Annotated in this window: 9 protein-coding genes and 2 pseudogenes; 5 read left to right on the forward strand and 6 right to left on the reverse strand. The window is 69.9% G+C overall.

From position 1 onward, the window contains the following. The first annotated feature begins 4 nt into the window (after positions 1–4). Positions 5–1537, forward strand: a complete 1533-nt coding sequence (locus tag ACFPZI_RS25965; RefSeq protein WP_381367507.1) for an amino acid permease — start codon at positions 5–7, stop codon at positions 1535–1537. A 232-nt stretch (positions 1538–1769) separates the two neighbouring features. Here the strand turns inward: ACFPZI_RS25965 and ACFPZI_RS25970 are convergent, their stop codons facing one another. The 3 genes from ACFPZI_RS25970 to ACFPZI_RS25980 all read right to left on the reverse strand — a co-directional run bounded on the left by ACFPZI_RS25970 (position 1770) and on the right by ACFPZI_RS25980 (position 5586). Beyond that, positions 1770–2159 (reverse strand): PIN domain-containing protein, encoded by a 390-nt coding sequence (locus ACFPZI_RS25970; protein ID WP_381367509.1) that lies wholly within the window; start codon positions 2157–2159, stop codon positions 1770–1772. 83 nt (positions 2160–2242) lie between these two features. Further along, positions 2243–4372: a 3-hydroxyacyl-CoA dehydrogenase NAD-binding domain-containing protein gene (locus ACFPZI_RS25975; protein WP_381367512.1), complete on the reverse strand. Its 2130-nt coding sequence runs from the start codon at positions 4370–4372 to the stop codon at positions 2243–2245. After that, positions 4369–5586, reverse strand: a complete 1218-nt coding sequence (locus ACFPZI_RS25980; RefSeq protein ID WP_381367515.1) for a thiolase family protein — start codon at positions 5584–5586, stop codon at positions 4369–4371. Before ACFPZI_RS25980 ends, ACFPZI_RS25975 begins: the two co-directional genes overlap by 4 nt. Before the next feature lie 680 nt (positions 5587–6266). On the opposite strand from ACFPZI_RS25980, the gene ACFPZI_RS25985 reads away from it, so the two are divergent. Continuing rightward, a complete protein-coding gene (locus ACFPZI_RS25985) occupies positions 6267–6458 on the forward strand; it encodes a hypothetical protein (RefSeq protein WP_381367518.1) in 192 nt (63 codons plus the stop codon). Positions 6459–6678: 220 nt separating this feature from the next. Beyond that, positions 6679–7548, forward strand: coding sequence for a serine hydrolase (locus ACFPZI_RS25990; protein WP_381367520.1), 870 nt, complete (start codon positions 6679–6681; stop codon positions 7546–7548). A 474-nt stretch (positions 7549–8022) separates the two neighbouring features. Here ACFPZI_RS25990 and tnpA read toward each other — a convergent pair. Continuing rightward, positions 8023–8479, reverse strand: a pseudogene (tnpA, locus tag ACFPZI_RS25995) (IS200/IS605 family transposase). Between the two features lie 23 nt (positions 8480–8502). Here tnpA and ACFPZI_RS26000 point away from each other — a divergent pair. Together ACFPZI_RS26000 and ACFPZI_RS26005 are read left to right on the forward strand one after the other, a co-directional pair. Then, on the forward strand, positions 8503–9783 hold the full coding sequence (locus ACFPZI_RS26000) for an RNA-guided endonuclease InsQ/TnpB family protein (RefSeq protein ID WP_381367523.1): 1281 nt from the start codon (positions 8503–8505) through the stop codon (positions 9781–9783). A gap of 28 nt (positions 9784–9811) precedes the next feature. Then, positions 9812–10168: pseudogene (locus ACFPZI_RS26005) on the forward strand (ABC transporter permease subunit); the annotation flags it as partial. A 151-nt stretch (positions 10169–10319) separates the two neighbouring features. On the opposite strand, the gene ACFPZI_RS26010 reads toward ACFPZI_RS26005, so the two are convergent. Together ACFPZI_RS26010 and ACFPZI_RS26015 are read right to left on the reverse strand one after the other, a co-directional pair. Further along, positions 10320–11618 (reverse strand): ribonuclease D, encoded by a 1299-nt coding sequence (locus tag ACFPZI_RS26010; protein ID WP_381367526.1) that lies wholly within the window; start codon positions 11616–11618, stop codon positions 10320–10322. A gap of 176 nt (positions 11619–11794) precedes the next feature. Next, positions 11795–12451, reverse strand: coding sequence for a response regulator transcription factor (locus ACFPZI_RS26015; protein WP_042164084.1), 657 nt, complete (start codon positions 12449–12451; stop codon positions 11795–11797). Positions 12452–12922: the final 471 nt, after the last annotated feature.

Below are 12922 nucleotides of genomic sequence, written 5' to 3' on the forward strand. Positions count from 1 at the left end.
ATCCGTGAGCAACACCCTCTTCCGGACGAAGAAGGTCGAGCAGTCCATCCGTGACACCGAGGAACCGGAGCACGCGCTCAAGAAGTCCTTGTCCGCGCTGGACCTGACCGTCTTCGGCGTCGGCGTCATCATCGGCACCGGCATCTTCGTCCTCACCGGTACGGTCGCCAAGGACAACGCCGGGCCCTCGGTGGCCCTGGCCTTCGTGGTGGCCGGTGTCGTCTGCGCGCTCGCCGCGCTCTGCTACGCCGAGTTCGCCTCCACCGTCCCGGTGGCGGGCTCCGCCTACACCTTCTCGTACGCGTCCCTGGGCGAACTGCCCGCGTGGATCATCGGCTGGGACCTGATCCTGGAGTTCGCGCTCGGCACGGCGGTGGTGGCCGTCGGCTGGTCCGGGTACATCCACTCGCTGCTGGACAACGCGGGCTGGCACCTGCCTGCCGAACTCGGCATCCGGGACGGGGCCAAGGTCTTCGGGTTCGACATCCTCGCCGCCGCCCTGGTGCTGATCCTCACCGGCATCCTCGTCCTCGGCATGAAGCTGTCCGCCCGGGTCACCACGGTCGTCGTCGCCATCAAACTGGCCGTCGTCCTCGTCGTCATCATCGCCGGCGCCTTCTTCATCACCGCCGACAACTACGACCCGTTCGTCCCCAAGGCGCAGCCCGTCGCCGCCGGTGAGGGGCTCCACTCACCGCTCATCCAGCTGATCTTCGGCTGGGCGCCGTCCAACTTCGGCGTGATGGGCATCTTCACCGCGGCCTCGGTGGTCTTCTTCGCCTTCATCGGCTTCGACATCGTCGCCACGGCCGCCGAGGAGACCAGGAACCCGCAGCGGGACATGCCACGCGGCATCCTCGCCTCCCTGTTCATCTGCACCGCGCTGTACGTCGCCGTGTCGATCGTCGTCACCGGTATGCAGAACTACAGAGACCTGTCCGTGGACGCCCCGCTCGCGGACGCGTTCAAGGCCACCGGGCATCCCTGGTACGCGGGCTTCATCAGCTTCGGCGCCGCCGTCGGCCTGACCACGGTCTGCATGATCCTGCTGCTCGGCCAGACCCGGGTGTTCTTCGCGATGAGCCGGGACGGACTGCTGCCGCGCTTCTTCTCCCGCGTCCACCCCCGGTTCAGGACCCCGCACCGGCCGACCATCCTGCTCGGCGTCATCATCGCGATCGTCGCGGGCTTCACCCCGCTGACGGAACTCGCCGAGCTGGTGAACATCGGCACGCTGTTCGCCTTCGTCATCGTCGCGCTCAGCGTGATCATCCTGCGCCGGACCCGCCCCGACCTGCCCCGGGCCTTCCGCACCCCGTGGGTGCCGTTCCTGCCCGTCCTGTCGGTCGCCGCCTCGCTGTGGCTGATGCTGAACCTGCCCGCCGAGACCTGGCTGCGGTTCGGTGCCTGGATGGTGATCGGCGTCGTCGTCTACTTCCTTTACAGCCGAAGCCACAGCCGCCTGGGCCGCGGTGAGGGGGCCGGTCCCGCCGAACCCGCCGAACCCGCCGAACCGTCGGGCCCGGCTTCCCGGTAGCGCTCCTGGCTCCCGCCCCCGCCCCGTGCGACCGCCTCGACGCGGCCACGGGGCCGGGGAGGATCGGTTGGGCCAACGAGGGAGGAGAGAGGACCCGGTCAGAGGGCCGCCGAGGGCCCGCCGAGGGGCGCAGGCGGAAGGTTGGGGACGGGATCGTCCGTGGGGCGGTTACCGTCGCGCGGAGGGCCCGTACCGTCGCGCCGAGGGCCCGCCGAGGGGCGCAGGCGGAAGGCTAGGGATGGATCGTCCGCGGGCCGGCCACCGTCGCGCCGAGGGCGGTCACCCGGCGCCGTAGCTCGCGGTCGGCGGTGACGACCAGGACCGGCCGTTCACCCGCGTCGGCCACCAGGCCGACCATGTGGTCGTCGCCACTGCCCGGTGCCGACTCCACCCGCACTCCCGGCACCGACTCCACGCCCCGCGCGGCGCCCTCCACCACCAGGACGATCTCCGCCGGGTCCGCCGGGTCCGCCGGGTCCGTACGGCCCGGGAGCCCACGTTCCGCCAGCCGGTCCCGCAGCCGCTCCGCGGCGCCCCGGCGGTCCCGCCACCACCCGTCGGGCACCGATCCGACGACGTTCGCGGAATCGACGATCACGAGGAGGGCGGCGTTGTTCTCCATGCGGCCAGGCTCCCACGGAACGAAAAGGGGGCGGGCCGCACGGATCGTCTCCGTGCGGCCCGCCCCCTTTCAGGGCCTGCCGGTCAGGCGGGGACGCTCGCCATACCCGGGGCCAGGAACCGCTTGCCGTTGACGCGCTCGGAGACACCCTCGCGGTCCAGGTACGGCGTGATGCCGCCCAGGTGGAAGGGCCAGCCGGCGCCGGTGATCAGGCACAGGTCGATGTCCTGGGCCTCGGCGACGACACCCTCGTCGAGCATCAGCCCGATCTCCTGCGCCACCGCGTCGAGCACCCGGGCCCGCACCTGCTCCTCGGTGAGGACGGTGTCGCCCTGCTTGAGCAGCGCGGCGACCTCCGGGTCCAGCTCCGGCCTGCCGCTGTCGTAGACGTAGAAGCCGCGCTTGCCGGCCTCGACGACCGCCTTGAGGTTCGGCGAGACGGTGAAGCGGTCCGGGAAGGACCGGTTGAGCGTCTCGGAGACGTGCAGACCGATCGCCGGGCCGACCAGCTCGAGGAGGACCAGCGGAGACATCGGCAGGCCGAGCGGCTCGACGGCCTTCTCGGCGGTCTCGACCGGGGTGCCCTCGTCGATGACGTTCTGGATCTCGCCCATGAAGCGGGTCAGGATGCGGTTGACGACGAACGCCGGGGCGTCCTTGACCAGCACCGCGGTCTTCTTCAGCTTCCTGGCGACACCGAACGCCGTCGCCAGCGAGGCGTCGTCGGTCTGCTCGCCGCGGACGATCTCCAGGAGCGGCAGGATCGCGACCGGGTTGAAGAAGTGGAAGCCGACGACCCGCTCGGGGTTCTTCAGCTTCGACGCCATCTGAGACACCGACAGCGAGGAGGTGTTGGTGGCGAGGATCGCGTGCGCCGGGGCGACCGCCTCGACCTCGGCGAACACCTGCTGCTTGACGCCCATCTCCTCGAAGACCGCTTCGATGACGAAGTCGGCGTCCGCGAAGCCTTCGGCCTTGTCCAGCACACCGGTGACCAGTGCCTTGAGGCGGTTGGCCTTGTCCTGGTTGACGCGGCCCTTGCCGAGCAGCTTGTCGATCTCGGCGTGGACGTAGCCCACACCCTTGTCGATGCGCTCTTGGTCGATGTCGGTCAGCACGACCGGCACCTCGAGGCGGCGCAGGAACAGCAGCGCGAGCTGCGAGGCCATCAGACCGGCGCCGACGACACCGACCTTGGTGACCGGACGGGCCAGGTTCTTGTCCGGGGCACCGGCGGGGCGCTTGGCGCGCTTCTGCACCAGGTTGAACGCGTAGAGACCGGAGCGCAGTTCACCGCCCATGATCAGATCGGCGAGCGCCTTGTCCTCGGCGTCGTAGCCCTGCTGGAGGTCGCCGTTCTTGACGGCGGCGATGATGTCCAGCGCGCGGTAGGCGGCCGGGGCGGCGCCGTGCACCTTGGAGTCGGCGATGAACCGGCCCTTGGCGACGGCCTGGTCCCAGGCCTCGCCGCGGTCGATCACCGGGCGGTCGACGACGATCTCGCCCTTGAGGACGGCCGCCGTCCAGATCAGCGACTGCTCCAGGAAGTCGGCGCCCTCGAAGAGCGCGTCCGCGATGCCGAGTTCGTAGACCTGCTCGCCCTTGAGCTGCTTGTTCTGGTTGAGGCTGTTCTCGATGATCACCGAGACGGCCTTCTCGGCGCCGATCAGGTTCGGCAGCAGCGCGCAGCCGCCCCAGCCGGGGACCAGACCGAGGAAGACCTCGGGCAGCGAGAAGGCGGGGATGGCCGAGGACACCGTGCGGTAGGCGCAGTGCAGGCCGACCTCGACGCCGCCGCCCATGGCCGCGCCGTTGTAGTACGCGAAGGTCGGGACGGCGAGCTTCGAGAGTCGCTTGAAGACGTCGTGGCCGCCCTTGCCGATGGCGTGGGCGTGGTCCCACTCCTTCAGCCGCTCGACGCCCTTGAGGTCGGCGCCGACGGCGAAGATGAACGGCTTGCCGGTGATGCCGACACCGACGATCGCGTCGTCCGCGGCCTCCTTCTCGACCTGGTCGATGGCGGCGTCCAGGTTCGCGAGCGACTGCGGGCCGAAGGTGGTCGGCTTGGTGTGGTCGAGACCGTTGTCCAGGGTGATGAGCGCGAAGCGCCCAGCGCCCAGGGGCAGTTCGAAGTGACGTACGTGGGCCGTCGTGACGACCTCGTCCGGGAAGAGCGCGGCCGCGCCCTTCAACAGTTCGGCGGTGGTGCTCACTTGTCCCCCTCGAAGTGCGGGTTCTCCCAGATGACCGTCGCGCCCATGCCGAAGCCGACGCACATGGTGGTCAGGCCGTAGCGGACGTGCGGCTGCTCCTCGAACTGGCGGGCCAGCTGCGTCATCAGGCGGATGCCGGAGGAGGCCAGCGGGTGGCCGAAGGCGATGGCGCCGCCGTACTGGTTGACGCGCGCGTCGTCGTCGGCGATGCCGTAGTGCTCCAGGAAGGCCAGCACCTGGACGGCGAAGGCCTCGTTGATCTCGAACAGGCCGATGTCGGAGATGGACAGCCCCGCCTGGGCCAGCGCCTTCTCCGTCGCCGGGATCGGGCCGTAGCCCATGACCTCGGGCTCCACACCCACGAAGGAGTAGGAGACCAGGCGCATCTTGACCGGCAGCCCGTTCTCGCGGGCGAAGTCCTCGGATGCGATGACCGAGGCGGTGGCACCGTCGTTCAGACCGGCCGCGTTACCGGCGGTGACCCGGCCGTGGACGCGGAACGGCGTCTTGAGACCGGCCAGGTTCTCCAGGGTGGTGCCCGGACGCATCGGCTCGTCGGCGGTGACCAGGCCCCAGCCCGTCTCGCCCGCCTCAGCGTTGGTGCGACGCACCGAGACCGGTACCAGGTCGGCCTGGATCTTGCCGTCGGCGTACGCCTTGGCGGCCTTCTCCTGCGAGCGGACCGCGTACTCGTCGGCGCGCTGCTTGGTGATCGTCGGGTAGCGGTCGTGCAGGTTCTCCGCGGTCATGCCCATGAACAGGGCGGACTCGTCGACCAGCTTCTCCGAGACGAAGCGCGGGTTGGGGTCCACGCCCTCGCCCATCGGGTGGCGGCCCATGTGCTCGACACCGCCCGCGATGGCGACGTCGTACGCGCCGAAGGCGACGGAGCCGGCCACCGCGGTCACGGCGGTCAGGGCGCCCGCGCACATGCGGTCGATGGAGTAACCCGGGACCGTGGTGGGCAGGCCCGCGAGGATGCCGGCGGTGCGGCCGATGGTCAGGCCCTGGTCGCCGATCTGCGTGGTCGCGGCGACCGCGACCTCGTCGATCTTCTTCGGGTCGAGTCCGGGGTTGCGGCGCAGCAGCTCCCGGATCGCCTTCACGACGAGGTCGTCGGCACGGGTCTCGTGATAGACGCCCTTCGGGCCCGCCTTGCCGAACGGGGTGCGGACGCCGTCGACGAAGACGACATCCCTGACGGTACGAGGCACGATGGCTCTCCTCCAGGGTGCGGGATGGCACTGCTGCGTTGCGCTGAGCGCGCGCTCAGACCCTATGCTACTTGTGGGTAATGTAGCTGCCCAGTCCTACACTCCCGAGCGGCGAAGGTCACACTCCTGGGGGAACCGTCGCGCGACGCGACGCGACGCGGCACGGGCCGGGGCCGGTACGGGGGTACGAATCCGGGCCCCGGTGGTGAGTATCCCCGAACGCTGTCCGTGCCACCTCCGCGTACCGGCGAAGGGGGTCCGGGGTCGGCCCGGTGGCTGGTGGTCTGGGCGGCGACCTGTTGGGCGAAAACACGTCGGCCGACCGGGCCCCCCGCGCCCATGCCGACAACGCGTGCGAGCACGAAGACCGCATCGTGCCCGCCCCTATCAAGGGACCAGCCGACAAGTCACTCAAGTCCGGCGAGACCGTGCACCTCTGGGACCACCAGCCAGAGGACTGAACAGAGGCAAGATCAATCTCACCGGGATTTCCTGCACCTCAACTACAACCGCCGCAGATCACGGCCTGTCAAAACTTCTGACAGCAACACCGGTTTCCTGGTCCATTCCTACCCGGACCCCGATATCTATGGCGAGCGGCCTGGTGCCTGCACGACACCGGCGATGCCTCCGCCGAGGCCTGGGTCGCCTGCCACGTCCGCGTCCTGCTGGGCGGCGGCGTGCACCGGACCGCCGCCGCGCTCAAGGCGGCCGCCCGCGCCGCCGGCCTGCGCGGCGCCAAGCGCGAGGGCATCGACGAGGCCGTGAACTACCTGACCGGCAAGGCCGAACACCTGCGCTACGACACCGCCCTGGAACGCGGCCGGCCGATCGCCACCGGCGTCATCGAGGGTGCCTGGTGCGCCACTTGATCAAAGGGCAGCCGGGCACGCCGGCTGTCGCGCGGCTCCTGACCAGGTCCGCGCTTTCGCCGGCCACCAGGCCTATGGGCCTTCTCACAATTCGGGTCGAAACGGGTTCGCAGTGACGGGGGTCACTTCGCCTGGCGCGCAATTTGTCTACCTTTGCCGTGCAGTTCCCCTTTGTCGACCCATTGTCGAGGCCTGCCCGACCATGTCCTACCCGTGTTCTATGCCGCATTCGAAGACCTCAGCCAGGCGCCGTGGCAGTTGCGCCGGTGTGCTCCTGGCCTCGGTGACGACCCTCTTCTCCCTCGGTGCGCTGCACGCGGCACCCGCGGTCGCCGCGCCCGCGCCGTCGGAGCAGACCCATGCCACAGCCGACGTCTACGCCGCGGTGCAGCCCCAGAGCAAGGCGCGCGTGACAGCGGCGGTGCTCAGCCTCGACGGCGGGAGCCGGAAGCCGTTGCTGTACGGCGAGGACGCCCTGTACGACACCGCCAGCATCATCAAGGTCGACATTCTCGCGGCGCTGCTGCTGCAGGCTCAGGACGCGGGCCGGCATCTCACCGCCCATGAACGCGCGCTGGCCGAACCGATGATCCGGAACAGCGACAACGCGGCGACGAGCACCCTGTGGCGCGAGATCGGCCAGGCACCGGGCCTGGAGGCGGCCAACAAGCGCCTGGGACTGACCTCGACCAAGGGTGGCCCCGACACGAAGTGGGGGCTGACGCGGACGACCGCGAGTGACCGGATCAGGCTCCTGCTCTCCGTGTTCGACAGCGCTGCGACGTCGAAGACCGGCTCCCCGCTGAACAAGGAGTCCCGGGCCTACATCCAAACCCTGATGAGCCGTATCGCGAGCGACCAGGCGTGGGGTGTCTCGGCGGCCTCCGGCGCCGAGTACGCGTTGAAGAACGGCTGGCTGCAGCGCACCACCACCGGGCTCTGGGACGTCAACAGCGTCGGCCGGGTCACGGTGGACGGACACCACTACCTCGTCGCCGTGCTGTCGGACGGCAGCGCGTCGATGAGCGACGGCATCTCACTGGTGGAGCGGGCGGCCCGGCAGGCCGTGACCGCGGCCGCCCGGACCTGAGGAGCCGACACCCCCTCGCCTGCCCGCGGGCGTCACGCCTGCCTCGGTCGCCAACTGGCTGCTCATCGCCCTCCTGCTCAAGGTCGGCGACACCGCCCGCCGCCCCATGCCCACCCGGCCGTGGACCTGGACGCCGCCGAGACACAGGTGGTCCGCCGGTGCCCCGGCCCCTCCATGGCCGCCCACGGCGAACGGCGGCGGGCACGCCGTTCGCCCTGCGCGGCTGAAGTGGACGGGCGCACGGCTCGTTCCGTCAAGGCCGGGGCGAGGTCACCGGATACGTCACGGCAGCTCAGAAGCCGTCGCAGTCGTATCCGTTGTTTTTGCGGCGATTACTACGGGGACCCCGGCACGGACATCGTGTCGATCTACCTCTGATCTTGGCCAGTGCTCCGCCCTTCAGGGCAGGGGTGAAGGCCATCCTTGGCCCGGAGGCGCGGAGCGCCGGAGTGCTCTTCGTCTCCGGGTTGACGGTCAGCCGGGACGCTGCCGGCTTTCGATGTACTGCCTGACGACGGTCAGGGGTGCCCCGCCGCACGATCCTGCGAAGGAGGAGCCGGACCAGAAGTGTCCGCCCCACAGGTACCGGCGGACACGCGTGGTGTACTCCCCCCAGCCTTCGGCCGGGAGGTGCCCCCAGGCGGAGCCTGCGGGAGCTGACGCCCTTGAGGGAGTCGACCAGCTTGGAGAGCTGGACCTTGGGAGGGTAGTGCACGAGCAGGTGGACGTGGTCCTGTTCGCCGTTGAACTGCTTCAGCCCGGCCTCGAAGCCGGTACAGACCTCCCGCATGATCTCCTCAGTGCGGGTCAGCATGGCATCGGTGAACGCATTCCGCCGGTACTTCGTAACAAAAATCAAGTGAACATGCAGGTGGTAAACAACATGGCGGCCGGTTCCGACATCGGGGTCAGGGTGCCGGCGCGGTGACACCCACCCTGGCTATTCTCTCGATCGTGAGTCGAGACACCCCGGTCAAGCGGCAGTTCGGGCACCGTGCCCGGCTTGCACTGTCGCCTTCCGAGGTGTCGAAGACCGATGACCAGGCGCACGCGGCCCGTACCCTGTGGAACCTGCTGCACGCCTGGTGGCAGATGATGCCGAAGCAGGAGCGGACACTCCAACACGCGGACGCCGCGATCCGCCGGGCCCGTAAGGACATCGACTTCCTTGCCGTCCTTCCCGCGCAGGCCGCGCAAGCGGTACTCAAGACGTATTTCCGGGCGTGGAAGAACTGCTGGGAGCACCGGGCCGACGCCCCGAACTTCAAGAGCCGCATCCGCACGGTGATGTCCGTGGACATCCCGCAGGGCCGGGACCTGAACATCGTCCGGGTGCACCGCCGCTGGGGCATGGTCAACATTCCCAGGGTGGGCCGGGTCCGCTTCCGCTGGACCAAGGACCTACCGGTCGGCAAACACGCTAACGCGGAGAACCGGGTCACCGGAGCACGCCTGGTCAAGGACGCGCTCGGCTGGCACATCGCCTTCCGCGTCCAGACCCTTCAGGCCAGGCCCGAGCCTCACCAGGGGCCGGACATCGGCATCGACGTCGGTATCACCGTGCCGATCGCCTGCTCGGACGGCGAGACCTACGAGCACGGCGAATGGCTGACCAACAAGGAGAAAACCAGGCTTCTCCACCTGGAGCAGCGCGCCGCGCAGCGCAAACAGCACCGCAAACCCGGCGAGCGCACCAGCGGCCGGCTGCACCGCACCTATGACCGGATCGCAGGACTGCGCGCGAAAGCCAAGCGCCGGGCCCTGGACTGGCAGCACAAGACGACCACCGCCATCGCCCGCACCTACGCCACCGTCGTGGTCGAAGCACTCACCATCCCGAACATGGTCAAGTCCGCCAGGGGAACCATCGAAGCACCGGGGAAGAACGTCGCCCAGAAGTCCGGGCTGAACCGCTCCATCAGCCGGGAGGCCTGGGGGCGCACGGTCACCCTGCTGACGTACAAGACCGCCCGGTACGGCGGCACCCTGCACCAGGTCCCCGCACCGCACACCTCCAGGCGCTGCTCGGCATGCGGCTTCATCACGCCCGGCAGCCGGGAGTCCCAGGCCGTGTTCGTGTGCAAGAACCCGGACTGCGGCTGGTCGGGCAACGCCGACCACAACGCGGCCCGCAACGTCTTGCACCTGTACCGGACGGGCCTCGCGCTCGTCCCGGCTGCCGGGAGGGCAGTCGTCAGGCGCGCGCAGCGCGTCAAGCCCGCTGCCGCAAGGTAGGCAGGAATCTCCCGGCTTCAGCCGGGAGAGCACTTCAATCTTCCTGCAGTTCATCCGCTCCATCCCCGTCTCCCTCGACGAGGCGGCACTCCTGGACGGCGCCAACGCGTTCACGGTCTACCGGAAGGTGATCCTCCCGCTCCTCAAACCGGCGATCGCGGCGGTGGTGATCGTGAAGGGGATCAACGTCTACAACGACTTCTCCATCCCATTCCTTTACATGCCATCCGATGATCTTGGCGTGATCTCGCCGTCTCTGTTCCGCTTCAAGGGCCCCTTCGGAGCCCACTGGGAAACCATCTCGGCAGGCGCGATCCTGGTCATCCTCCCCACCCTGATCGTCTTCCTGACCCTCCAGCGCTTCATGAGGGGGCGACGGAAGTAGGGGGTGCCGCCGCAGGCGGTCAGGGCGGCGGTGCTGACACGGCGGTGCTGACAAGGGGCCGCGGGGCTGTATCGACTTGCGGCTCCGCCGCGTGGGCGCGACCAGCCACAACGCACCCGTACCCGCCCACAACCCGCACCGCCAACGGCACTCAGACCTCCCCGGAACCGTCGGAGGCCAGCGCGGTGACGAGGACCGGCGTCACCTGCTCCACCTGCCACGGCCGGGCCCCGTACCCCGCCAGCGCAGCCGCGACGGACTCCGGGCCGGCGGGCTGCGGCGGTTCCCAGCACACCCTCCGTACCGTGTCCGGGGTGATCAGGTTCTCCTGCGGCATGTTCAGCTGCTCGGCGAGCGCGCTCACCCCCGCGCGGGCCGCGGACAGCCGGGCGGCGGCCACCGGGTCCTTGTCCGCCCAGGCGCGCGGCGGCGGGGGACCGGTCACCGGCTGGCCGGGCTGCGGCAACTGCGCCTCACTCAGCGCCCGCGCCCGGTCCACGGCCGCCTGCCACTGCTCCAGCTGACGCCGCCCCACGCGCGGTCCGAACCCGTTCAGCGCGCCCAGGGCATGCGCGTTGGCCGGCAGGGCGAGAGCGGCCTCGACGATGGCCGCGTCGGAGAGCACCTTGCCCGGGGAGACGTCCCGGCGCTGCGCGATCCGGTCCCGGGTCTGCCACAGCTCCCGTACGACGGCCATCTGCCGGCGCCGGCGCACCTTGTGCATGCCGGAGGTGCGCCGCCAGGGGTCCTTGCGGGGCTCCGGCGGCGGCGCGGACGCGATCGCGTCGAACTCCTGCCACGCCCACTCCAGCTTGCCCTGCCGGTCCAGTTCCTTCTCCAGGGCGTCCCGCAGGTCGACCAGGAGCTCGACGTCGAGGGCGGCGTACCGCAGCCAGGGTTCGGGCAGCGGGCGGGTGGACCAGTCGACGGCGGAGTGGCCCTTCTCCAGGGCGAAGCCGAGCACGTTCTCGACCATCGCGCCGAGCCCGACACGGGGGAAACCGGCGAGACGGCCGGCCAGCTCGGTGTCGAAGAGGCGGGTGGGCAGCATCTCTATCTCGCGCAGGCAGGGCAGGTCCTGCGTGGCGGCGTGCAGCACCCACTCGACGCCGGACAGTGCCTCGCCCAGGCCCGACAGGTCAGGGCAGGCGACGGGGTCGATCAGCGCGGACCCGGCGCCCTCGCGGCGCAGTTGGACGAGGTAGGCGCGCTGGCCGTAGCGGTAGCCGGAGGCCCGCTCGGCGTCGACGGCGACGGGGCCGGTGCCCGCGGCGAAGGCGGCGATCACCTCGGCGAGCGCGGCGTCGTCCGTGATCACGGGCGGAATGCCCTCGCGGGGTTCGAGCAAGGGGATCGGCGCCTCCGTAGCAGAAGATCCGTCGTCGTCCGGAGGGGCGCCTCCGGTGGTTCGCAGGGCACTGTCTGCTGCGGTGTCGTGGGCGTCGGTCACCTGTCAAGAGTATCCATGCCGTGAAGGGGCCTGCCGACGGAACGTTCCGGCGGCGGGCCCCGGGGGGTCGTAAACAAGTCAGGCCGGTGCATGCCCGGCCGATGGGAAGCCGACCGGAGGGGAGGGGGAGGGGGAGGGGGGAGTGGAAGGGGAAGGGGGCGGTACGGCCGGGGAGGTCAGTGGATGATGCCGGTGCGCAGGGCGACCGCGACCATCCCGGCGCGGTCGCCCGTACCGAGCTTGCGGGCGATGCGGGCGAGGTGGCTCTTGACGGTCAGCGCGGACAGGCCCATCGAGACGCCGATGGCCTTGTTCGACTGCCCCTCCGCCACCAGCCGCAGCACCTCGACCTCACGGCCGGACAGTTCGCGGTAGCCGCCCGGGTGGCTCGGGGCACCCGGGGGGCGGCGGTGCAGACGGGCGCCGCCGATGGGGGCGGCACCGGGACGGGAGGGAAGTCCGAGATTGGTGCGGGTGCCGGTGACGACGTAGCCCTTCACTCCGCCGGCGAGGGCGTTGCGCACGGCGCCGATGTCGTCGGCGGCGGACAGGGCGAGGCCGTTGGGCCAGCCTGCGGCCCGGGTCTCCGAGAGGAGGGTGAGGCCGGAACCGTCCGGCAGATGGACGTCGGCGACGCAGATGTCGCGGGGGTTGCCGATGCGGGGACGAGCCTCCGCGACGGACGAGGCCTCGATCACGTCGCGCACACCGAGCGCCCACAGATGGCGGGTGACGGTGGAGCGGACGCGGGGGTCGGCCACGACCACCATGGCGGTCGGCTTGTTCGGGCGGTAGGCGACCAGGCTTGCGGGCTGCTCGAGGAGAACGGACACCAGGCCTCCTGGGGTGGCGGCGGGACGGGGCCGGCTCGTGGGGGCGGAGCCGGGCTCAACCGTGCTTTCAAGGTCACAGTCGTCTTCGGCAACAAACACGGTCTCCTTTAGAGAATGATCACGATCCAGTGAGTAACAATTCGCGCAATTCGGACACGCGGTCGATCATTCGAAGACCGAACGGCTCCGGTCTGCGTCGTAACGCTTCCGAAAGTGGCCGTATCGACAAAGAGATCCCCAAAAAGGTCGCCAAAGAGGCCACGAAGAGATCGACAAGGTGAGAGGCCGAGAAGATCGACAAAGAGACCGGTCTGGGAGCGCTCCGGTGACCGGCCCGGGAACGACAAAGAGACCGGTCCGAAGACCGGTCTGGATGATCGCCGGGAGCCCCATGAAGGGCTCGGCACGGCAAGGGCCGCGGGTTCAGCGCCCGCGGTGGGCTCGGCGGTGCGGCGGACTCAAGGGGGCGGA

Origin of the sequence: Streptomyces chlorus, assembly GCF_042655885.1 — a bacterium.
Classification (GTDB): domain Bacteria; phylum Actinomycetota; class Actinomycetes; order Streptomycetales; family Streptomycetaceae; genus Streptomyces; species Streptomyces chlorus.